The 22,424-nt window shown below is 71.1% G+C and carries 19 protein-coding genes; 12 read left to right on the plus strand and 7 right to left on the minus strand.

Annotated elements, in window-relative coordinates:
• Window positions 1-110 precede the first annotated feature (110 nt).
• Entirely contained in the window at window positions 111-623 is a 513-nt protein-coding gene (locus AB0F98_RS09505; RefSeq protein ID WP_357731363.1) for a hypothetical protein, read from the plus strand.
• 44 nt (window positions 624-667) lie between these two features.
• Complete coding sequence (locus AB0F98_RS09510) at window positions 668-2,164, plus strand: SPFH domain-containing protein (protein WP_357731367.1); 1,497 nt, start codon at window positions 668-670, stop codon at window positions 2,162-2,164.
• A gap of 64 nt (window positions 2,165-2,228) precedes the next feature.
• Here the strand turns inward: AB0F98_RS09510 and AB0F98_RS09515 are convergent, their stop codons facing one another.
• A complete protein-coding gene (locus AB0F98_RS09515; protein ID WP_357731370.1) occupies window positions 2,229-3,689 on the minus strand; it encodes a CCA tRNA nucleotidyltransferase in 1,461 nt (486 codons plus the stop codon).
• Between the two features lie 126 nt (window positions 3,690-3,815).
• Between AB0F98_RS09515 and murJ the strand changes: the two genes are divergently transcribed.
• The 7 genes from murJ to AB0F98_RS09550 all read left to right on the plus strand — a co-directional run bounded on the left by murJ (window position 3,816) and on the right by AB0F98_RS09550 (window position 12,325).
• Window positions 3,816-5,576 (plus strand): murein biosynthesis integral membrane protein MurJ, encoded by a 1,761-nt coding sequence (gene murJ, locus AB0F98_RS09520; RefSeq protein WP_357731373.1) that lies wholly within the window; start codon window positions 3,816-3,818, stop codon window positions 5,574-5,576.
• 432 nt (window positions 5,577-6,008) lie between these two features.
• Complete coding sequence (locus AB0F98_RS09525; RefSeq protein ID WP_357731377.1) at window positions 6,009-7,610, plus strand: protein kinase family protein; 1,602 nt, start codon at window positions 6,009-6,011, stop codon at window positions 7,608-7,610.
• A gap of 43 nt (window positions 7,611-7,653) precedes the next feature.
• Window positions 7,654-8,403 carry an RNA polymerase sigma factor SigM gene (gene sigM, locus AB0F98_RS09530; RefSeq protein WP_357731380.1) on the plus strand — a complete coding sequence of 250 codons (750 nt, stop codon included), beginning with the start codon at window positions 7,654-7,656 and terminating at the stop codon, window positions 8,401-8,403.
• Window positions 8,400-9,521, plus strand: a complete 1,122-nt coding sequence (locus AB0F98_RS09535) for a hypothetical protein (protein WP_357731383.1) — start codon at window positions 8,400-8,402, stop codon at window positions 9,519-9,521. The genes sigM and AB0F98_RS09535 overlap by 4 nt, the downstream gene beginning before the upstream one ends.
• Window positions 9,522-9,702: 181 nt before the next feature.
• Window positions 9,703-10,656 (plus strand): thioredoxin-disulfide reductase, encoded by a 954-nt coding sequence (gene trxB, locus AB0F98_RS09540; protein WP_350785700.1) that lies wholly within the window; start codon window positions 9,703-9,705, stop codon window positions 10,654-10,656.
• A 31-nt stretch (window positions 10,657-10,687) separates the two neighbouring features.
• Window positions 10,688-11,011, plus strand: coding sequence for a thioredoxin (gene trxA, locus AB0F98_RS09545; protein ID WP_076468482.1), 324 nt, complete (start codon window positions 10,688-10,690; stop codon window positions 11,009-11,011).
• Window positions 11,012-11,158: 147 nt separating this feature from the next.
• Entirely contained in the window at window positions 11,159-12,325 is a 1,167-nt protein-coding gene (locus tag AB0F98_RS09550; RefSeq protein WP_357731388.1) for an N-acetylmuramoyl-L-alanine amidase, read from the plus strand.
• Window positions 12,326-12,349: 24 nt separating this feature from the next.
• On the opposite strand, the gene AB0F98_RS09555 is transcribed toward AB0F98_RS09550, so the two are convergent.
• Window positions 12,350-13,015 (minus strand): GNAT family N-acetyltransferase, encoded by a 666-nt coding sequence (locus tag AB0F98_RS09555; RefSeq protein WP_357731391.1) that lies wholly within the window; start codon window positions 13,013-13,015, stop codon window positions 12,350-12,352.
• Between the two features lie 285 nt (window positions 13,016-13,300).
• On the opposite strand from AB0F98_RS09555, the gene AB0F98_RS09560 reads away from it, so the two are divergent.
• The 3 genes from AB0F98_RS09560 (at window position 13,301) to AB0F98_RS09570 (ending at window position 16,608) form a co-directional block, all read left to right on the plus strand.
• Window positions 13,301-14,611 carry a PLP-dependent aminotransferase family protein gene (locus tag AB0F98_RS09560; RefSeq protein WP_357731394.1) on the plus strand — a complete coding sequence of 437 codons (1,311 nt, stop codon included), beginning with the start codon at window positions 13,301-13,303 and terminating at the stop codon, window positions 14,609-14,611.
• A 7-nt stretch (window positions 14,612-14,618) separates the two neighbouring features.
• The gene (locus tag AB0F98_RS09565) at window positions 14,619-15,617 is read left to right on the plus strand and encodes a D-alanine--D-alanine ligase (RefSeq protein WP_357731397.1); all 999 of its coding nucleotides are present in this window, start codon (window positions 14,619-14,621) and stop codon (window positions 15,615-15,617) included.
• Between the two features lie 214 nt (window positions 15,618-15,831).
• The gene (locus AB0F98_RS09570) at window positions 15,832-16,608 is read left to right on the plus strand and encodes a class I SAM-dependent methyltransferase (RefSeq protein ID WP_357731400.1); all 777 of its coding nucleotides are present in this window, start codon (window positions 15,832-15,834) and stop codon (window positions 16,606-16,608) included.
• 50 nt (window positions 16,609-16,658) lie between these two features.
• On the opposite strand, the gene AB0F98_RS09575 is transcribed toward AB0F98_RS09570, so the two are convergent.
• The 5 genes from AB0F98_RS09575 to AB0F98_RS09595 all read right to left on the minus strand — a co-directional run bounded on the left by AB0F98_RS09575 (window position 16,659) and on the right by AB0F98_RS09595 (window position 22,242).
• Window positions 16,659-17,435: a hypothetical protein gene (locus AB0F98_RS09575; RefSeq protein WP_357732432.1), complete on the minus strand. Its 777-nt coding sequence runs from the start codon at window positions 17,433-17,435 to the stop codon at window positions 16,659-16,661.
• A gap of 711 nt (window positions 17,436-18,146) precedes the next feature.
• Entirely contained in the window at window positions 18,147-19,163 is a 1,017-nt protein-coding gene (locus AB0F98_RS09580; protein WP_357731403.1) for a ParB/RepB/Spo0J family partition protein, read from the minus strand.
• 27 nt (window positions 19,164-19,190) lie between these two features.
• The gene (locus AB0F98_RS09585; RefSeq protein WP_357732435.1) at window positions 19,191-20,303 is read right to left on the minus strand and encodes a ParA family protein; all 1,113 of its coding nucleotides are present in this window, start codon (window positions 20,301-20,303) and stop codon (window positions 19,191-19,193) included.
• 492 nt (window positions 20,304-20,795) lie between these two features.
• On the minus strand, window positions 20,796-21,506 hold the full coding sequence (gene rsmG, locus AB0F98_RS09590; protein ID WP_357732439.1) for a 16S rRNA (guanine(527)-N(7))-methyltransferase RsmG: 711 nt from the start codon (window positions 21,504-21,506) through the stop codon (window positions 20,796-20,798).
• Between the two features lie 139 nt (window positions 21,507-21,645).
• Window positions 21,646-22,242 (minus strand): R3H domain-containing nucleic acid-binding protein, encoded by a 597-nt coding sequence (locus tag AB0F98_RS09595; protein WP_357731406.1) that lies wholly within the window; start codon window positions 22,240-22,242, stop codon window positions 21,646-21,648.
• Window positions 22,243-22,424 lie beyond the last annotated feature (182 nt).

Here is a 22,424-nt window from a genome sequence, read left to right on the forward strand (position 1 = left end):
GCAAGATTCCGTAGCCCGCCGGCGTCTACCGCTGCCGCCGGCGCTGGACAACCTGACGCTGACGGTCGGACCGGCCTGATGCGTTGCGGAATGTCGATACCGTTCCGGGCGTGGCCACGGGGACACTCATCTTTCTGATCATCGGCGGGGCCGGCGTCGGTGTGCTGGCGCTCGGTCTGCTCGGCACGGAACTGCTGCACTTCGGCGGCGCCGACGTCGACGGGCCGGTCTCGCTCGAGACCGTCGCCGGTTTCGCGGGCGCCTTCGGCTTCGGCGCCGCGATCGTCAACGAGCTCGTCGGTGGTCGGACCACCGGCGCGGTCGCCTCGGCGGCGGCCGGCGGGGCGCTCGCCGCTATTCCCGTCGCCTGGGCGGCGGCCCGGCTGGGCCGCGCCGCCCGGCGGATGCCGACCGATGCCACCCCGACCCGGAACGACCTGGTCGGCTCGGTGGGGTTGGTCGTCACCCCGGTGCCGGTGAACGGCTACGGAGAGGTCCGGATACGCCTGGCCGGCCAACCGGTCAAGCTCAACGCCCGCGCCGACCAGGCCATCGCCGTCGGCACGCGGATCTTCGTGGTCGAGGCGCTCAGCGAGACCAGCGTGCACATCGAGCCCTACTGATCCAACCCCCTTCGCATTCAACCCCTCGCAGACAGGAAAACTGCATGCCCCTGTTCATCGCCATCGGAGGTGCCGTCCTCCTCGTCATCGTTCTCGTGCTCTTCGTGCTCTCGCGGATAAAGGTCGCCGGGCCGAACGAGGCGTTCATCGTCACCGGCCGCAAGGGCCGCACCACCCAGACCGCCGACGGCGGCCGATCGACGGACATGTCCGGACAGAAGGTGGTACTCGGGGCGTCGGTCTTCGTCCTGCCGGTGGTGCAGAAGCTCCAGTCGCTCGACCTGTCCAGCCGCCGGATCGACGTCGGCATCAAGGGCGCGGTGAGCAAGCAGGGCATCCGTACCGAGCTGCATGGCGTCGCCATCGTCAAGGTAGGTGGCACGGAGGACGCCATCCGGGCCGCCGCCCAACGCTTCCTGCACCAGCAGGACGAGATCGAGGACTTCACCCGGGAGGTGCTGGCCGGCGCGCTGCGTTCGATCGTCGGCCGGCTCACCGTCGAGGAGGTCATCCGCGACCGGGCCGCATTCGCCAGCGCGGTGGCCGAGGAGGCCGAGCACTCGATGACGAACCAGGGCCTCGTGCTGGACACCTTCCAGCTGCAGGACATCCTGGCCGAGGGCAGCTACCTGCAGGACCTCGGCCGGCCGGAGGCGGCCCGGGTGCTCAAGGACGCGGCCATCGCCGAGGCGCGGGCCCGGCAGCAAGCCGAGCAGGAGCGACTGCTCGCCGAGGAGGCCATCGCCGAGGCCAACCGGAACCTCGCCCTCAAGCAGGCCGGCATCCAGGCCGAGATCGACGCCGCAAAGGCGAAGTCTGCCGCGGCCGGGCCGCTCGCCCAGGCGGAGCGGGACCAGGCGATCCTCTCGGAGCAGCAGAAGGTGGCCGAGCGCAACGCCGAGCTGAAGCAGCGCCAGCTCGACACGGAGGTGCGCAAGCCGGCCGACGCCGCCCGTTACAAGGTGGAGCAGGAGGCCGAGGCGGCCCGCAACGCGGCGGTGCTACAGGCCGACGCCCAGCGGCAGTCGGTCATCGCCGCCGCTCAGGCCTCCGCCGAGCAGGCCCGGCTCACCGGTGAGGGCGAGCGCGCCCGCCGGGCGGCGCTTGCCGAGGCGAACGCGATCGAGGGCGCCAAGGAGGGTGAGGCGGAGCAGCGGCGACGTTCGGCGATCGCCGAGGCCGTGGAGCGGGAGGGTCAGGCTGAGGCCGCCGCGATCCTGGCCAAAGGCCAGGCCGAGGCCGACGCGATGGCCCGCAAGGCCGAGGCGTTCGCCGCGTACGGAGAGGCCGCCGTGCTCGACCTGCTGGTCAAGGTGCTGCCCCAGGTGGTCGAGGCGGCCAGCGCGCCGATCGGTGCGATCGACAAGATGACCGTCATCTCCACCGACGGCGCGTCGTCGCTGACCAAGTCGGTGGCGGGCAACGTGGCACAGGGGCTGCAGCTCGGCAGCGACCTCACCGGCATCGATCTGCCCGGGCTTCTCGCCCGGCTCGGCGCGGCCGCCGACAACGGCAGGTCGAAGTCTGCCGTCGAAGCCTGAGCCGAAGGGAAGGGCCCCTCGTCAACGCTTGGCGCGTTGGCGTAGGGGCCCTTCTCGGTGTCCGTCAGGAGACGATGCCCTCGTCGCGGGCCCAGCGGAGCAGCTCCGCCTCCGCGGCGTCACGGTCCAGCGGGCCGCGCTCCAGGCGCAGGTCCTTCAGATACTTCCAGGCCCGGCCCACCACCGGCCCCGGCGGTACGCCGAGCAATTCCATGATCGCGTTGCCGTCCAGGTCGGGACGTACGCGCGCCAGGTCCTCATCCGCCGCGATCCGGGCGATCCGCTCCTCCAGCGCGTCGTAGTCCGCGGCCAACTGTGCCGCCTTACGACGGTTACGGGTGGTGCAGTCCGAGCGGGTCAACTTGTGCAACCGGGGCAGCAGGTCACCGGCGTCGGTGACGTAGCGGCGTACCGCCGAGTCGGTCCACTCGCCCCGGCCGTAGCCGTAGAAGCGCAGATGCAACGCGACCAGCGCGGTCACCTTGGAGGTGACCTCCTTCGGGTAGCGCAACGCCTTCATCCGCGCCTTGGTCAACCGCGCGCCGACCACCTCGTGGTGGTGGAAGCTGACCCGCCCGTCCGGGCCGACCGCCTTGGTGTCCGGCTTGCCCACGTCGTGCATCAGCGCGGCCATGCGGAGGATGAAGTCGCAGCCCTCCTCCTCGAAGCCGACCGCGTTGCTCACCACGGTCAGCGTGTGCTCGTAGACGTCCTTGTGCTGGGCGTGCTCGTCGATCTCCAGTTTCAGCCCGGTCAGCTCGGGCAGGAAGCGCTCGGCCAGCCCGGTGTCGACCAGCAGCCGTAGCCCGGTGATCGGGTCGGCGCCGCACAGCAGCTTCGTGAACTCGTCCCGGATCCGCTCGGCGGTGATCCGGTCCAGGTCGGCCGCCATCGCGACCATCGCCGCGCGTACGTCTGGGTGCACCGCGAAACGCAGCTGCGCGGCGAACCGGGCGGCGCGCAGCATCCGCAGCGGGTCGTCGCGGAACGACTCCTGGGGCGAGGCGGGCGTACGGATCACCTTGGCGGCGAGGTCGTCGAGACCGCCGTGCGGGTCGGTGAACCGGTGCTCGGGCAGGCTCACCGCCATCGCGTTGATGGTGAAGTCGCGCCGCTTCAGATCCTCGACCAGGCTGGTGCCGTACTCGACCACCGGGTTCCGGCTGACCTGGTCGTACGCCTCGGCTCGGAAGGTGGTGATCTCCAGCCGCAGCCCGTCGCGTTGCGCACCGATGGTGCCGAACTCGCGACCGGTCTCCCAGACCGCCTCCGCCCAGCCCTTGACGATGCGCAGGGTCTCGTCGGGGTGGGCGTCGGTGCAGAAGTCGAGGTCCTCGCCGAGCCGCCCGAGCAGGGCATCTCGCACGGAACCGCCCACAAGGTGCAACTCGTGACCGGCCCTGGCGAACCGGCGGCCAAGCTCGTCGGCGACCGGGGAGACCCGGAGAAGTTCGGCGACGGCGTTGCGCTGGGCGGCGGTTAGTTCGCGGCGGTCGGCGGCGTGCGGTGCGGAGGCTTCGGACATGGGATCGCCAGCCTATCGGGCCGGGTCTGGATCTCCTGCGGCGGGCGCGGGTATCGGGTTCGCGTTGACTAAGGTCTGTGACGTGCGGGCAGGTGCCCTGCTTGACGTACCCCGGGGAGGCTGGAGATGAGCGGCGGGCTCTACCGCAGCGCGAACGCCGCACAGGGCGGCGACCCCGGCGGGTACGACGGGCGGCCGTCGGCGGACGGCGCCACCTTCATCTCCGCGGAGCCGCTCAACCAGCCGGGGGCGGAGGCGGTGGCCCCGCCGCAGGAGGTCGTCGCGGAGACGAGCGCCGCCGCGAACAGCGCCGTGATGGCGATCGGCAGCCTCGTCAGCCGGGGCACCGGGTTCCTCCGGAACCTGATGATCGGCGCCGCGCTGGGCAACCTGGTCGGCAACGTCTACACCACCGCGCAGTTCCTCCCGAACCAGGTGTACGAGTTCCTGCTCGGCGGGGTGCTGACCAGTGTGCTGATCCCGGTGCTGGTACGCCGCCGGAAAACCGACCCGGACCGGGGTGAGGCGTACGCCCAGCGGCTGCTCACCCTCGCGGTGCTCGCGCTGGCCGCCGCGGCGCTGATCGCGGTGCTCCTGGCACCGGTGCTGACCACCCTTTACGCGAGCGGCAAGGATGACGCGTACACGGGGCTGGTCACGAAGCTGTCGTGGCTGATGCTGCCGATGCTCTTCTTCACTGGGTTGAGCGCGCTGATCGCCGCGGTGTTGAACACCCGGGGGCATTTCGCCGCGCCGATGTGGGCGCCGATCCTCAACAACCTGGTGGTCATCGGCACGTTCGGCCTCTACATCCTGTTCTACGGCGCGAAGGCCATCCGGCCGGACGACATGGGCTGGGGACGGATCCTGCTGGTCGGCGGGGGCACCCTGCTCGGTGTGGCGGTGCAGTCCGCCGGCCTGCTGCCGGCGCTGCGCAAGGTGGGATTCCGGTGGAAGCTGCGGTTCGACTTCCGCGAGTTGGGGCTGCGGGAGCTGGCCAAGCTCGGCGGGTGGATGTTCTGCTACGTCGCCGTCAACCAGCTCGGCCTGTTCGTGATCGTCAACGTGCTCACCCGGGCGGCGGGCGAGGACAGCGCCGGTCTGCTGATCTACAACAACGTCTTCCTGCTGCTGATGATGGCGCACGGCATCATCGCCGTCTCGATCATCACCGCGCTGATGCCACGGATGAGCGCCGCCGCGGCCGACGGCCGGTTCCACGAGGTCACCGCCGACCTGTCCCGGGGCACCCGGATGGTCACCGCGGTGCTCGCGCCGATCGCGGTCAGCTACGCGGTGCTGGCCGCGCCGATCGCGGTGGTGGTCTTCCAGTACGGCGCGTTCAGCGGTGACAACGCGGTGGCCACCTCGACGGTGCTGCTGGTCGCCGCACTCGCCCTGGTGCCGTTCGCGATCAGCCAGCTCTTCACGTTCGCCTTCTACGCCCTGCCGGACACCCGCACCCCGGCGCTGGTGAACATCCCGGTGGTGGTGCTGCGGGTACTGATCCAGGTCGGCCTCTACCTCGCCTTCTCGCGCACCTTCGCGGCGGCCGGCATGATGCTCGGCAACGCGATCTCGTACGTGGCGGCGGCCGTGATCTCCGCGATCCTGCTGCGGCCACGGGTCGGGCGGATCGGGATCGGCGCGATCATGCGCACGATGGGCCGGGTGATCGTCGCGGCGCTCGGCGCCGCCCTCGTCGGATTCCTCGTGGTCACCGTGCTCCCGGGTGACTCGGCGCAGCTGTCTCGGGGCGAGGCCGTACTCCAGCTCGTCATCGGCGGCGCGGCGATCGGCGCGACCTACCTGGCCCTCGCCATGGCGCTGCGGATCGGTGAGATCACCGAGGTGGTGGGCATGGTCCGGCGCCGCCTCGGCCGCTGACCCCACCTTCGATCCGCCCGTACGGTGCGTCACCATGGATCACCAGCCTGGGGATGCGGCTGTGGATAACTCAGCGATTCACCGGCCAACCGCCGGATCGGCCTGTGGATAACCAGCCGTACGGCTGAGCGTGGCCGACCGTACGGTGGGAACGAGGGAGCTGGGCGCGACCACCACCCCGGTCCGAGCCCCTCCGGCGGCCTCTTGCGGCGAACCCGTAGATTGGCTAGTACATGTGCCAGCAACGTGGCTGACAACGGTCGTAACCGGACGGCGTGTCATACCCCCGGCACCTTGGTGGGTACGGCGGGAAGATGACATGTCGGGGAAGCGGGCAACCCGGGTAAGGTCGCTCTCGACGGGTACGGCAGGCGGCGGCGCTCGCGTCGACACCGGTCGGCCGGTTCCTTCGAAGGCAGAGCGGGAAGCCACATGCCCAGCAGCGCGGGTCCATCGATCGACACGATCACCGAGGGAGGACGGGTGACCCAGGTCGGCGAGGGTCAGGACGCGGACGAGAGCGCTCCGCCGGTCATGACCTTCGGTGCTCCCACGACCGGTGAGATCCTCGCCGAGCGGTACGAGCTGGTCGAACACATCAACAACGACAGTGCCGGGCGGTTGGTCTGGCGAGGTGTCGACGTCATCCTGCGCCGCCCGGTCGCGGTCGTGCTGCGCTACCCGGGCGGCGACTCCGCCACCGAGATGCTTCAGGCCGCCGTCGCGGCCAGCCGTGTCATCCACCCCAACCTCGTCGGCGTCTACGACGCGATCGACGAGGACGAGCGGGCGTACGTGGTCCGTGAATGGGTCGACGGACGGTCCCTGCGCGAGATGGTTGCCGACGAGCCGCTGGACTCGGCCCGGGCGACCGCGATCGGATCCGCCGTCGCCAGCGCGCTGGCCGCCGTCCACGCCACCGGAATGGTGCACGGGAACGTACACCCGGGCACCGTCATGATCTCCGACGACGGCCGCGTGGTGCTGGCGGACGCGCGTACCGACGGTGACGACAGCCAGGAGAGCGACGTCCGCGCGGTCGGCGGCATCCTCTACTTCGCGCTGACCGGGCACTGGCCGCACACCGAGGCTCCGCTGCGGGGCGCCACCGCCGGACACGGCCGTGCCGCCATCCCCGACGCGGTCCGGGACGCCGACGGCGCGCTCGCCGCGCCCCGGCAGGTCCGCGCAGGCGTGCCCGCGTACCTCGACGACCTGACCATGGATCTGCTCGACGCCGACATCGCGCCGCCGTCGTCGGACGTGCTCGCCGCCGAACTGGCCCGCCTCGACGTACCGGCCGAGGATCAGTTCCTCGACAACAGCGGTCCGTTGCGCTTCACGGCCGAGCCCGGGGAAGAGCCCTCGCCGTTGGCCGCCGCGGGCGGCCGCAAGGTCGCCATCGGCATCGCCGGGCTGCTGGCGGTCGCCCTGGTCGGGCTTCTGATCGGCATCAGCACCCTGGGCGGCGACGACAAGGACCCGCAGACCAATCCGGTGGCTGCGCCGAGTTCCAGCGCACCCGCCCAGGCCGAGCCACCGGCCCCGGCCGTCGGCCCGTTGCGCGTCCGGGACGTACGCATCGTCGACCCGGACAGCAAACTGCGGGATGAGTTGGACGGCGCGAACAAGGTCATTGACGGTGACCGGGACAAGGGCTGGGGTACCGACACCTACACCACCGCCAAGTTCGGCAACCGAAAGTCTGGCATGGGGGTCTGGATCGACCTCGGCAGCCAGCGCACGGTGAAGTCCGTCCAGGTCAGCCTCTCCAGCACCGGCGCCACCGCCGAGCTGCTCACCGGCACCACCAACCCGCCGTCGACGTCGAACGGCGACAAGCAGCTGGTGCAGGACTACAAGAAGACCCGGATCGGGCAGCCGTTCGAGGAGCACGACGGCACCACGATGGCCTTCGACGGCTTCGACGCCGACAAGAAGTACCGCTACCTGCTTTTCTGGATCACCCAGCTGCCTCCGAACGACCGGGGTTACCAGATCGACGTCCAGGAAATCACGGTCCAGGGGTCGTGACCCGGCCGCCGCGCTCCGGGCACCGCCTCCGCCGGACGTGGTGATGGACGAGCGCGACACGCGTACGACGGCGGGCCTGCCCACCCCGGCTGGGCCCGCCGACCCGTCTGATGACCTCGCTCTGCTGCGCGCCCACGTCGCCGGCGACCGGGATGCCTTCGCTCAGCTCTTCCAGCGACACCGCGACCGCCTCTGGGCGGTGGCGCTACGGACCATGGGAGACCGCGAGGAGGCCGCTGACGCGCTCCAGGATGCTCTGCTCTCCGCTCACCGTGCCGCGAGTCGGTTCCGCGGCGACTCGGCGGTCACCACCTGGTTGCACCGGATCGTGGTGAACGCCTGCCTCGACCGCATCCGTCGGCGGCAGGCGCATCCGACGGTGCCGCTGCCCGACGGTGTACGCACCGACAGCGGTTCCGCCACGGGAGGTGTGGAGCCGGCCGCTCCGGTGCACGATCACGAAACCGCGCTGGTCGTCCGGGAGGCGCTCGCCGCGCTGCCCGTGGAGCAGCGCGCCGCGCTCGTCCTGGTGGACGTACAGGGCTATCCCGTCGCCGAGGTGGCGAAGATCCTCGGCGTGGCCGAGGGGACGGTGAAGAGCCGTTGCGCCCGGGGCCGGGCCCGGCTGGCCGTCCTCCTGGGCCACCTCCGCCCGACGGCGGGCGGCGCGGCGACGCCGGCCGGTAGCGGCTCCGGCGTGCCGCCCGTCACCCTCGGGAACCCGCGCCGGGTGGAGGGCGTCGGATCAGGGTCGGGGAGATCCCGGCGGGACGCCAAGCAGGAGGACACGTGACGGTCGGGCGGTTCCGGGAGGTCGACCACGACCTGCTCGCCGACTACCTCGGCGGGGCGCTGGACGGCACGCCGGAGCAGGCGGTGGTCGCGCGCCTGGTCGCCGAGGACGCCGCCTGGGCCGAGGCGTACGCACAGCTGGCGCCGGCTGTGGCGGCCGTCGAGGGGGATCTCGCCCGCTGGGGTGAGCCGGTTGCCGACATGCCGCTGGACGTCGCCGAGCGGATCACCTCGGCCCTCGCCGCGCTGCCTCCGCTGACCGGTGAGCTCCCGACCGCGACCGGTCCGGGCCCGGCCCAGGACACGACTCCCGGCGGCACGGACGTGGACGCGACCACTGCCGACGACGACGCGGTCAGCGCCGACGGCGCACACACCGGGTTCGGCGGGCCCGGGACGCCCGATGCCCACACGGAGAAGCCGTCCGAGCCGGACGCGGACCAGACCAGCAGCCCGCTCGTACCGGCTCAGGGCGGTCGCCGGCGGCCCGCTGCCGGTGTACCGCGGTCGGATCGGGGCGCCCCCACCGGGCCCGGTCGACGACGGCGACGCCTGGCCCGGGTGGCGGGGCCGGTGGCACTGGCCGCGGCCGCCGTGGCGGTCGTCGGCCTCGGCGTCGACCAGCTCGCCGGTGGAGGAGACGACGCCCGGACCTCCGGTGCCGCGCTGGAAGCGCCCGTGAACGCTCCCGAGGCCGCGGCCGCACCGGTCCGGACCACTGGGCCGTCGATGCACAGCGGTATCGACTACGCACCAGAGAATCTGGGCTCCGCGTTCGCGTCCGGGCTGCCCAAAACGCTGGATGGCGCACCGCTCCCGAGCAACCAGAGCGCCGTCGATGCCCAGGGTGGCCGGCTGCCCGCACCTGACGGACGGGACCGGCTCGCCCGGCTGACCGATCCGGCGGCACTCAGCACCTGCCTGACAGAGATCGCCGCCGAGCACCGGGGCGGCGCCCTCGTGGCCGATCTGGTCGACTACGCGGCCTTCCAGGGCGAGCAGGCGCTGGTCGTGCGCTTCACCGACGCGGCGGGCGCACGGTGGGCCTGGGTGAGCGGCCCGGAGTGTGGGGTGCCGGGCTCCGGCGCGGACACCCGTTATCGGACGCGGGTAGGGTGAGTTCGCGGTTACCCGGGCGTTCGGGCATCCGCGTGACGTGACCCACCGGACGCCTGGCGCGGGAATTCCCGGTTCGTACGATGACGTTTCTGAAGTAGCTGCCGGCTCCTCCAGGCGTCGGCAACCGGATCGGCATCGTGCGCGCGCCGATGCCGAAACACACACAACTCGGGAGACGGCAGTGGACGAGGTCCGCAACCTGATCATCATCGGCTCCGGGCCGGCCGGTTACACGGCGGCGGTCTATGCCGCGCGCGCCAACCTGAAGCCGCTCATCATCGAGGGCGTGCAGTCCGGTGGCGCGCTGATGACGACGACCGAGGTGGAGAACTTCCCCGGTTTCGCCGACGGCATCCTCGGGCCCGAGCTCATGGACAACATGCGTAAGCAGGCCGAACGGTTCGGTGCCGAGTTCCTGACCGACGACGTGACCCGGGTCGAGCTGGTGGACACCGGTGACGCCGGCTCCGGCGCGGTCAGCACCGTGTGGGTCGGCGAGACGGCCTACCGTGCCCGCGCCGTCATCCTGTCCACCGGTTCCGCGTGGCGGCCGCTGGGCGTGCCGGGCGAGCAGGAGTACCTCGGCCACGGCGTCTCCTCGTGTGCGACCTGCGACGGCTTCTTCTTCCGGAACCAGCACATCGTCGTCGTCGGCGGTGGCGACTCGGCGATGGAGGAGGCCAGCTTCCTCACCCGTTTCGCCGACTCGGTCACCATCATCCACCGCCGTGACTCGTTCCGTGCCAGCAAGATCATGGCCGACCGGGCGCTGAACAACGACAAGATCAAGGTCGAGTGGAACACCGTGGTCGAGGAGGTCCTCGGTTCCGACGGCAAGGTCTCCGGCGTCCGCGTCCGCAACGTGCACACCGGCGAGACCAAGGAACTCGACGTCACCGGCGTCTTCGTGGCGATCGGCCACGACCCGCGTAGCGAGCTCTTCCGCGGGCAGGTGGAGCTCGACGACGAGGGGTACGTGAAGGTCGAGGCACCCACCACCCGGACCAGCGTGCCTGGCGTCTTCGCGGCCGGCGACCTGGTAGACCACACCTACCGGCAGGCGATCACCGCCGCCGGTACCGGCTGTGCGGCCGCCCTCGACGCCGAGCGCTTCATCGCGACTTTGCAGGGCTGAACAACCCGAACGACCCTGGAGGAGGGCCATAGTGGGAACAACCAAGGCTGTCACCGACGCGAGCTTCGCCAGCGACGTGCTGAAGTCCGACAAGCCGGTGCTGGTCGACTTCTGGGCCGAGTGGTGCGGGCCGTGCCGCAAGGTCTCGCCGCTGCTCGAGGAGATCGCGGGCGAGATGAGCGACCAGGTCACCATCGTCAAGCTGAACATCGACGAGAACCCGGAGACCGCCCGGGCCTACCGGGTGATGTCCGTGCCGACCCTGACGATCTTCAAGAACGGCGAGCCGGTGCAGTCCATCGCCGGTGCCAAGCCCAAGGGCGAGCTGGTCAAGCTGATCGAATCAGCGCTCTGACCAACGAGTACGCCGCGACCCCGCAGCCGGTCCATCCGGTTGCGGGGTCGCGTTTTTTCGCCGGGCGAGCCACCTCACCCGGCCGGAACGCATAACCTCAAGCACGGGCCGCCCGGCCAGCCAGCACCCGTGCAGAGGGGGTCGTGCGTGCGTCCGATCCGTCCTGGTGATCGCGGACCCGCGGTCACGGAGATCCGTACGATCCTGGCCGGTCTCAAGCTGCTCCCGCCGTCGGACGGCGCGCAGATCGACGAGTTCGACGCCGCGACCGAGCGGGCGGTACGCGCCTTCCAGCAGTCCCGCGGGCTGAGCGTGGACGGTCGTGTCGGTGCGGAGACGTGGCGGGCCCTGGAGGCGGCCCGCTGGCGGCTCGGCGCGCGCACCCTCTACCACGCGGTGCCCGAGCCACTGACCGGCGAGGACGTCCGCTCGCTGCAGGAACGTCTGCTGGAGATGGGGTACGACGCGGGCCGGGCGGACGCCATCTACGGCATCCGAACGTCCCGAGCGGTGGCCCAGTTCCAACGAGAGGTCGGCCTGACTCCGGACGGCGCCTGCGGTCCGCACACCATGAACGCGCTGCGCCGGCTCGGCCGGAAGGTGGTCGGCGGTCGTCCCCAGTGGCTGCGCGAGTCCGACGCCATTCGGCAGTCCGGGCCGACCCTCGTCGGCCGGACGGTGGTGATCGACCCGGGCCACGGCGGCACCGACCCCGGCGTGGTGGTGCCGGACGGAACGCTGCGCTGGACCGAGGCGGATCTGGTGCACGACCTGGCGAGCCGGCTGGAAGGACGGCTGGCGGCCTCCGGTGTGCGAGTGCAGCTCACCCGCGGCCCGGCCCCCGGTGAGTGCCTGCCGGACACCGACCGCGCCCAGCTGGCCAACGCGCTCGGCGCTGACGTGTTCATCTCGCTGCACACCGACGGGCACCTCAATCCCGACGCCGACGGGGTGGCGACCTACCACTACGGCACCAACAACGGGGTGACCTCGGCAACCGGCGAGCGGCTGGCGGGACTCGTACAACGGGAGATCGTGGCGCGCACCGGGCTGCGGAACTGCGGCACCCACGCCAAGGCGTGGGACCTGCTCCGACTGACCCGAATGCCGGCGGTGCGGGTGGAGGTCGGTTACCTCACCTCACCGACGGACCGCGCCAGGCTGGTCGACCCGGGGTTTCGCGACCGGGTCGCCGAGGCGATCGTGGCCGCCGTGCAGCGGATGTACTTCCCCATCGAACGGGACGTGCCGACCGGCTCGATCGACGTCAGCGAGCTACGGGCGGTGGTGGCGGCCGGCACGGTGGTGGACTGATCGCCCACCGCCCCGGCACACCGTTCAGTTCGTGCTCGAACGGGTGGCCGCAGCGGGCCGGACCGGGCGTAGGAGGCTTTCCGGGCTCATCGAGCCGAGCAGCTTCTCCAGCGCGTACTCGACGTCGGACTTCCAGCTCAGCGCGGTACGCAACTCCAACCGGAGCCGCGGGAAGCGAGGATGCGGACGTACGGTTTTGAAGCCGACGGAGAGGAAGAAGTCGGCCGGCGCGACGCAGGCGCGGGAGTCGTCGGACGCGTCACCGAACTTGGCGTCGCCGAACGCCTCGATCGCCTTGATCCCGCGCTTGGTGAGGTCCCGCGCGACACCCTGCACGAGCATCCGTCCCAACCCGCCGCCACCGAAGGACGGCACCACGTTCGCCGTCATCAGCAGCGCGGCGTCGGCCGAGACGGGCGAGGTGGGAAACGCCATCGAACGGGGAACGTAAGCCGGAGGCGCGTACATGACGAAGCCGGCCGGCATGCCGTCGACGTAGGCGAGTTTGCCGCACGCCCCCCATTCGAGCAGGGTCTGGGAGACCCAGGCTTCCTTCTCCAGGCCCGGATCACCGGCGGCGCAGGCCCGGTCGGCGGAGACCGGATCCAGCTCCCAGTAGACGCACTGCCGGCAGGGACGGGGCAGGTCCTCCAGCGTGTCCAGGGTCAGGTTGACCAGACGTCGCGACATTGGCGCACCCCACACTAGGCTCGGTGGTGAACCGGCACGGAACGACAGCGCCGCCTTCCTGCCCCCGACGAGCGATCGTACGCCGCCATCCGACCGTACGGGAGGGGACGCGCGAACGCCCACCGGAGCGGGTGACCGTCCGGGGAATGGACGCACCAGATGTCCGGTGACCGGCTAGGCGGAAGCGGTCTAGGATCGAAAATCGGCGCCCCGTGCCGCCATGGTCGACGGTGTCCGGGGTACGCCCAGGGCGGGAGTCCGCCTTCCAGCGATCGAGGTGATGTCATGGCCGGCACGACGCTCGACGACTACACCGACCGGTACGCCCGGCGCGTGCGGGGCATGAAGGCCTCGGAGATCCGAGCCCTCTTCGCAGTGGCGAGTCGTCCTGAGGTCGTGTCGCTGGCCGGCGGCGCTCCGTACATCACCGCGCTGCCGTTGGACGCGGTGGGCGAGATGCTCGGTCGACTGGGCTCCGAGCACGGCGCGACCACGCTGCAGTACGGCATCGGCCAGGGCACGCTGGAGCTGCGCGAGGGAATCTGCGAGGTGATGGCCCTCTCCGGCATCGACGCCTCCTGCGGCGCGTCGCCGGACGACGTGGTGGTGACGGTCGGCGGGCAGCAGGCGCTCGACCTGGTGGCCCGCCTCTTCCTGGATCCGGGCGACGTGGTGCTCGCCGAGGGCCCGACGTACGTCGGCGCGCTCGGGGTGTTCCAGGCCGCCCAGGCCCAGGTGGTACACGTGCCGATGGACTCCGACGGGCTCATCCCGGAGGCGTTGGAGGCCGCCATCGCCGAGCAGGCACGCGCCGGCCGGCGGGTCAAGTTCCTCTACACCATCCCCACCTACCAGAACCCGACCGGCGTGACGCTCACCGAGGAGCGACGGGAGCGGGTCCTCGACATCTGCGAGCGCGCCGGCCTGCTCGTGATCGAGGACGACCCGTACGGGCAGCTGGGATTCGAGGGCGAGGCGCCCCTACCGCTGCGGGCTCGCCGGCGAGAGGGCGTCTTCTACCTCGGCACCTTCTCCAAGACCTTCGCCCCCGGTCTACGGGTCGGCTGGATCCTCGCGCCGCACGCGGTCCGCGACAAGCTGGTGATCGCGAGCGAGGCGCAGATCCTCTGTCCCAGCGGCTACGCGCAGGCCGCTGTGGCGACGTACCTCAACACCATGCCGTGGCGGGAGCAGCTGAAGGTCTACCGGGAGGTCTACCGGGAGCGCCGCGACGCGCTGCTCGACGCGCTCGCCGACCTGATGCCGGAGGGCACCAGCTGGACCAGGCCCGGCGGTGGTCTCTTCGTGTGGACCACCCTGCCCGCCGGCCTCGACTCCAAGGCGATGATGCCGCGCGCCGTGGCCGCCCGCGTGGCCTACGTGCCGGGTACCGGCTTCTACGCGGACGGCTCCGGTGCCGGCCATATGCGGCTGAACTTCAGCTTCCCGCCGCCGGAGCGGATCCGGGAGGGTGTGCGCCGGCTCGCCGGGGTGATGGAGCAGGAGATCGCGACGCGGCACGTCTTCGGTGCGGTACGTGGCGAGGGTCCCCGCCGCCGGACCGGTCCGGATGCGCCAGGGCCGGCCTTGGCATGATTCCGGCATGGGTACGACCGCTGCTGACCGCCCCGAGTTGACCGAACCAGCCGGCCACGACGACCTGCACGTCCTCGTACTGGCCGGCGGGCTCTCGTACGAGCGGGACGTGTCGCTGCGCTCCGGCCGCCGAGTGCTCGACGCCCTACGAAACGTCGGCATGGACGTCGAACTCCGCGATGCCGACATCGCGCTGCTACCGGCGCTGGCCGCCGACCCGCCGGACGCCGTCGTCATCGCTCTGCACGGCGCGACCGGCGAGGACGGCTCGCTGCGGGGCGTACTCGACCTCTGCGACGTTCCGTACGTCGGATGCGACGCGCGGGCGTCCCGGTTGGCCTGGGACAAGCCCTCGGCGAAGACCGTGCTCCGCGAGGCGGGCATCCCGACTCCCGACTGGGTGGCGCTGCCGCACGACCGCTTCTCCGAACTGGGCGCCGTCGCGGTACTGGACCGGATCGTCGACCGGCTCGGCCTGCCGCTCATGGTCAAGCCGGCGCAGGGCGGTTCCGGCCTGGGTGCCGCGGTGGTTCGGGAGAGCGGGGCGCTGCCGGCCGCGATGGTGGGTTGCTTCGCGTACGGCTCGACGGCGCTGGTCGAACGGTACGTGCCCGGGATGGACGTGGCCGTTTCCGTCCTCGACCTCGGCGACGGCCCGCAGGCACTGCCGGCCGTGGAGATCGTGCCGCGCAACGGTGTGTACGACTACGCCGCCCGGTACACGGCCGGACGGACCACCTGGCACGCGCCCGCGCGCCTCGACCAGGAGGTTGCGGCGAACGTCGCGGACGTGGCGCTCGCCGCGCACACGGCCCTGGGCCTGCGGGACCTGTCCCGGGTCGACCTCATCGTCGACGCCGACGGGCAGCCGCACGTCCTGGAGGTCAACGTCTCCCCGGGCATGACCGAGACGTCGCTGCTGCCGCTCGCCGTGTCGGCTGCCGGCCTGGACTTCGGACAGGTGCTCAGCGCGCTCGTGGCCCGCGCCGCCGCTCGGCGGCCCTGACGCCGGGTCGACCGGAAGGTGTCGCACCGGCGGCCGGGCCTATACCGGCGCCCCCTCCGGCCCGGCGAGGTCGAGGCCGCGATGGACGAGGAGCCCAGTGGTGACCTGGCGGTGCAGCTTCCTCTCCGCGCCCGGGCAGTCGAGGACGGCTTTCGGCCCGCGCCCGACGGAAGCCGGTTGATCGTCGCCCGGTCGGCTGGCAGCGTTGCGCACCATGACGACGACCCCCGACGCCACCGATTGGCGTGCGGCCAACCGCGCCAACTGGGACGAGCGCGTCCCAGTTCACGTAGCCGGCGACTTCTACGACCTCCCCGGCTTCGTCGCAGGTAGGGACACGCTTTGCGACTTCGAGCTGGCTGAGGTCGGTGAGGTCCACGGCAGGACGCTGCTTCACCTTCAGTGCCACATCGGGCTGGACACCCTGTCCTGGGCTAGGCGCGGAGCCACCGTCACCGGTCTGGACTTCTCCGAGCCCGCCGTGGACGTGGCTAACGCTCTCGCCGCTCGAATCGGCATCACCACCGCCCGCTTCATCACCGCGGACGTGTACGACGCCGTCCAGGCGCTGGACGGGCGTACCTTCGACATCGTCTACACCGGCTTCGGCGCGCTGTGCTGGCTCCCCGACATCGCCGGGTGGGCGCAGACGGCGGCCGAGCTGGTGGCTCCTGGCGGTTTCCTCTACCTCGCCGAGTTCCATCCCGTTGCCGACGTCCTCGCCGACGACGGCCGCACTGTCGGGGGAAACTACTTCCAGCGCGACCCGATTGTCGTGGATGCGCCAGGGACCTACGCCGATCCCGACGCCCCGATCACCGCTTCCCTGACTGTCGAATGGCTGCACGGCATCGGCGAGGTGGTCAGTGCCCTGGCCGCCGCCGGCCTCCGCCTGGAGTTCCTGCACGAGCACGACAGCGGCCATTTCCGCTTCCCCGCGGGACTTCCCGTTCCTCAGGTCTACTCGCTGCGTGCGGCGCGGATCGGGTAGGGCCGGCCCGCTCAGCCCCGCAGCTCAGATTCTTGGTTTCGACGAACGCCTCAGTTGCCGGCGGTCGGTGTGGTGACGTCTTCGTCGGGGCGTCGCGGGGAAGGCACCTTCCGCGACTGCCCGGTGTCCTCGTCCGTCGACCAGTCCCGCAGCGGCGTGCTCTCCACGGCGTCGATGCTTTCCGAAGGCGTCGGACTCTCCGTCGTGGTCGTTGGCTCTCCGACGCCCCGCCGGCCGGTCACCTGCTCGACGCTCCCGCCGGCTGGGCCGTCGCCGTCGCCGTCGCCGTCGCCGTCGCCGTCGCCGGTGGAGTTTCGGTCGAGGGCCGGGCTGTCACCGGCAGCGGGAGCATCGTCGACGCCCGGATCGTCGACCGGAACCTCCTCCGCTGCCTCGATGACCGAGGCGGGTTCGGTGGCCGGGGCGACGTCCGCGTCGGTGACGGGGAGCGATGCAGAGAGGCTGGATGGTGCCTGCCACTGGATCCGGGGCGGCTCCGCGAGTGGACGGCCGCCGAAGTCCGCCAGCCAGGCCGCAACCAGTGCGAGGTTCTCTCGCCACTTGGCCTCGGGGATCGGCGGCAGGATCGAGTCCCAGAGAGACAGGAACGTGCCACGTAGTTGTAGGCGGCCGTACGGGCGGGCGAGGAACCACAGGTGCAGGTGCGCGGAGCCGTCGCCCCAGCGATTCACGTGAACCCGGGCCACGTCGTCCAGCGACCGGATCGCCCGCTCCAGCCGTACCGTCATCACACCCAGTTCGGCAGCGAGCAGGTTCGGCAGATCGCCGAGATCGAGGTGGGATCGGGACTCGAGGATGAGGACCATGGGCAAACCCGTGGGGCGGTCCATGGCGCGTACCCGCCACCGCTCGCCGACCCAGATGTAGGCCTCGTCGGGCGCCCTGCACGCGATGCATTCCCGGTTGCCCTCGCCCTTACGGGGCGGCTCGACGGGGACCGGATCATCGAGCTGCTTGACGCGAAGGTCGCCCTCGAAGGGGAACGAAGGCCACCGGGTGAAGTCCGGAACTGCGGGAGGGGTGTCGTGCACGAGGGTGACCCTAGTCGAGTCCGGCACCGCTGTCCCTACTCTGCACCAACCGTTGTCGCGGTCCCTCCCGATGTCTTCGACGGGTCCGGTAACAGAGATATCCACAGGGCTCCGGAGGCTCGCGGACGGAGCGTCATCCACAGGCCGGTAGGCGGTTTCACGCGCTGTTTCACGTGAAACGAGGGGTGCCTGTGGATAACTGCTGTGGATAAGTTCGACACCGCTCGGGTCCACTCGACGCTGTCCCCCTGAACGTCACCTCCCACAGGCCGAGCCTCCTTGTTTCACGTGAAACGAGGGCACGAGGCAGGGCCGGTGATCGGACGCCCCGAGGTCGAGCCAGGCCGGCCCCGGGAAGCTCGTCCCCATACTCAACCGACGACCCGCCGCCCCCGTGGAGTCGAGCAGGGTCGCCAACGCGTCCACCCGGACAGCGCGACGGCCGCACACCCCGTTGCGGGGAATGCGGCCGTCGGCTCGATCAGGTCAGGATTCGGGCGACTCCTCGCCCACACCGATGATGCCCACGATCCGCTCCAGGTCGTCGACCGTGGCGAATTCGATCGTGATCTTGCCCTTGCTCCGGCCGATATCCACCTTCACTCGGGTGTCGAAGCGGTCCGACAGCCGATCAGCCAGATCGTTGAGGGCCGGCGCGTGCGGCTTGGGACGCCGGTTGGCGGCCGCGGGCTTCGCCGGGCCGTCGTTCAGGGCCAGGGCGACGATCTCCTCGGTCGCACGTACGGAGAGACCCTCGGCGACGATCCGCAGAGCGAGCTGCTCCTGCGCCTCCGCATCGTCGAGGCTCAACAGAGCGCGAGCGTGCCCGGCGGAGAGGATCCCCGCGGCGACCCGCCGCTGCACCTGGGCCGGGAGGTTGAGCAGCCGGATGGTGTTGGAGATCTGCGGGCGGCTGCGTCCGATCCGACGGGCCAACTCTTCGTGCGTGGCCCCAAACTCCTCCAGCAGCTGCTGGTAGGCGGCCGCCTCCTCCAGCGGGTTGAGGTTCGCCCGGTGGATGTTCTCCAGCAGTGCGTCCCGGAGCATCGCGTCGTCCCGCGTGTCCCGCACGATCGCCGGGATGTTCTCCCTACCGACCGCCTGGGCGGCCCGCCAGCGGCGTTCGCCCATCACCAGCTCGTACTTCTCGTCGTCGAGCTGGCGGACGACGATCGGCTGGAGGAAGCCGACCTCCTGGATCGAGGTCTTCAGCTCCTCAAGCGCCTCCTCGTCGAAGACCTGTCGGGGCTGTTTCGGGTTCGGCAGGATCGCGTCGACCGGGATCTCGGCGAACCGTGCTCCCGGCACCGGGCTCAGCGCCGGCTCGGGCTGCGCCGGCGGCGCGACCGGTGCTTCCGCAGCCGGTGGCGCGTCGGCCACCGCACCCGCGGCCGGCAGGTTGCTCGCCGGCTCGACGACCTCCGTTCCGGCACCCGGCACCGGCCCGGTCGGGATGAGTGCTCCCAGACCTCGACCCAGGCCGCCCCGAGGACGGTTCTTCATGCCACGCCTCCAGACGACTCGTCCGCACTACGCATTCCGGCCCACCGGTTCCTTGACGCCTCGCTCGGCGATCTCCTGGGCTGCCTCGAAGTAGCTCGTGGCACCCCGCGATCCGGGATCGTAGGTCATCACGGACTGCCCGTAGCTGGGCGCCTCGGAGACGCGTACGTTCCGCGGAATGACCGCCTGCAAGACCTTGTCGCCGAAGTGGTTGCGGACGTCCTGCTCGACCGCGTCAGCCAGGCGGGTACGCCGGTCGTACATCGTGAGCAGGATCGTGGAGACCTCGAGGCGCGGGTTCAGATGCTGCCGGACCAGGTTGATGTTGTTGATGAGCTGGTTCAGCCCTTCGAGCGCGTAGTACTCGCACTGAATGGGGATCAACACCTCCTGGGCGGCCACCAACGCGTTCACGGTGAGCAGGCCGAGCGAGGGCGGGCAGTCGATGAAGACGTAGTCGAAGTGGCCGGGGTACGCGGCGATGGCCCGGGCGAGCCGGGACTCCCGGGCCACCACGGAGACCAACTCGATCTCGGCGCCCGCGAGGTCGATGGTTGCCGGTACGCACCAGAGGTTGGGGATGCCCTCTACGCCCTGCGCCACCTCCTCCAGCGGCACACTGTTGATGAGGCAGTCGTAGACGTCCGGCACGCCGGTGTGGTGGGGCACGTTCAACCCGGTGGAGGCGTTGCCCTGTGGGTCGAGGTCCACCACGAGCACCCGATTGCCGTGCAGCGCGAGCGCCACGGCCAGGTTGACGGTGGTGGTCGTCTTGCCCACGCCGCCCTTCTGGTTCGCGACGCACATGACCCGGGTCCGCTCCGGTCGAGGCATCGTCACCTCGCCACTGGGGTTCAGGATCTGCACGGCGCGCATCGCCTCCATTGCCAACGGTGGGTCATCATCTTCGGCCGTTTCACGTGAAACGTACGAGGGGTCAACCGGCGCGGCCTCGTACGGCTCGGCCGGGACAGCGGGGGCGTCGGATGCTGCGGTCGCATCCCGTACCGATTCGGGGTTGGGCTGGTGCGGGACGGCCTGTTCGAACCGAGCCGACGCTGTGGTGTTGCGCCGGGTCGTGGCCGATCGCGCCTCGGACGGCGCGTTCACCGGCCGAGGTCCTGAGTCCGGCGGGCGGATCGCCTGCTGCTCCGGCCCGGACCCGTCGGGGGACCGGGCGGGGTAGCTGGTTTCACGTGAAACATGGTCGTTGGCCGACCTGTTCGTTCGTGGGTCGTCGTACCTGCCGTCGTCATGCACCTGTCATCCCTGCCCGCTTCGGATGGTCGGTCCGCACCCGTCAACTGGCCACGTCCGCACACGCCTGTCACGGTGTCCGTAGCCAGCGGGAGCGGCCGGGACCGTCAACGTCCGTCGCCATCCGCTCCACACTATCGACGCGCGGTCAGCCTACGGCGCACGGGCGCGGCCGGTCCACGTCGGGTTCTCATCCCTTCCTCCACCCGCACCGGTTTCAACGACCCAGACACCTACCGGGAAAGGCTTGCGCCGCAATGGAACCGCTGGTCATCCAGCGCGAGCGGCGACCACGGCGAGCCCCGCCGCGGCGGACGCGATCGGTGTCACAACAGGTCGGCCGCCGCTCACGGGGGCGACAGTTCGTCCGCGCCGTCAACGACGGCGGGAGCGGCCGCCCCGGGACCTCTTGGCGGCCGCCGCACGGACCGGGCCCACGACCCGCTCCCGTACGACCTCCACCACAGTGGTCGGCGGGTCGATCACTCCGACGCCGCAGAGGTGCACGGTCGGCTGCCCGCCGCCGAGCTTCCCGACCGCGGCCTCGTGCTCGGCGATCTCCTCGGTCGCCGAGGCGCCCTTGAGCGCCACCAGCCGTCCGTTCGGCACGGCGAGCGGCAGGCACCAGGCCGCGAGCCGGTCCAGCGGGGCGACGGCGCGAGCGGTGACCACGTCCCCGCGCAGCGGGGCCACGCCGGTCGCACCGGTGGCCGCCTCCTCGGCCCGGCCATGGAACACCCGGACGGACTCGCCCAGCCCGAGCCGGTCCACTGCCTCGATCAGGAACGAGGTGCGTCGGGCCAGCGGCTCGATCAGGGTCACCGCCAGGTCGGGACGCGCGATCGCCAGGACGAGACCGGGCAGGCCGGCGCCGGAGCCGACGTCCAGCACCTCGACGCCCTCCGGAATCCGCTCGGCCACCGCCGCGCAGTTCAGCAGGTGACGGTCCCAGATCCGGGGGGCTTCCCGGGGGCCGATCAGGCCGCGGACCACCCCGTCGGTGGCGAGCAGTTCGGCGTACGCGGCGGCGATGTCGAGGCGGTCACCGAAGAGTGCACGGGCCGCGTCGGCCAGCTCGACCGGCAACGTGGCGACGGCGGGGTCGGGGGTGTCCGCCGTACCGGAGGAACGCGAGAAATGTTCCGAGGGGTCTCCGGGCCGGACAGCCGACGGCCCGGGTGAGGTGCCACCCGGGCCGGTCGCCGCATCTTCGTGGGTCACCCGGTCAGTCCACCGGCCGGACGACGATACGGCGGTTCGGCTCGACGCCTTCCGACTCGCTCTCCACGCCGGCGATCGCGTTGACCACGTCGTGCACGCACTTGCGCTCGAAGGCGGACATCGGCTCCAGCCGGACCGCCTCGCCGTACTCCTTGACCTTCTCCACCGCGTTGCGGGCCACCGCGGCGAGTTCCTTGCGGCGGGTGGAGCGGTAGCCGCCGACGTCGAGCAGCAGCCGACTCGGCGAACCGGTCTGCCGGAAGACGGCGAGCCGGGTCAACTCCTGGAGCGCTTCGAGGGTGGCACCGCGCTGGCCGACGAGGCTCTGCAGCCTGGCACCGACGACCTCGACCACCGGGCGCCCACCGGATACCAGCTCGTCGATGTCGCCGTCGTAGTCGAGGATGTCGAGCAGACCCTCGACGTAGTCGGCCGCGATCTCGCTCTGCCGGAACAGTTCGCTTTCGGCCGGGGCCTTCTTCTCCCGGCCCGCGCCGTTGGCCTCCTCGGCCTCGACGTCGGCGTCGTCGCCGGACGCGACGGGAGCCGTCCCCTCCTCGTCCAGGGACTCGTCGGCGCGGGGGATGCTGGTATCGGTCACGGTGTCATCTCCGTACTCGCTCGGCCGGACCGTCGGGTCCGCTGGTCTCCCGGGCCCGGCTGGAGGTCGCCGGTGCCACGGGCACGTCTGTACGGGCAGTTTCGCCCGTGCCCGCGTCGCGCGCGGTGTGTTCCGCCCGGCGCCGGCCGTACGGCGGCTGCACGGTGCGGAACGGGCCGCCG

It is taken from the genome of Micromonospora sp. NPDC023737 (assembly GCF_040639715.1).
Classification (GTDB): domain Bacteria; phylum Actinomycetota; class Actinomycetes; order Mycobacteriales; family Micromonosporaceae; genus Micromonospora.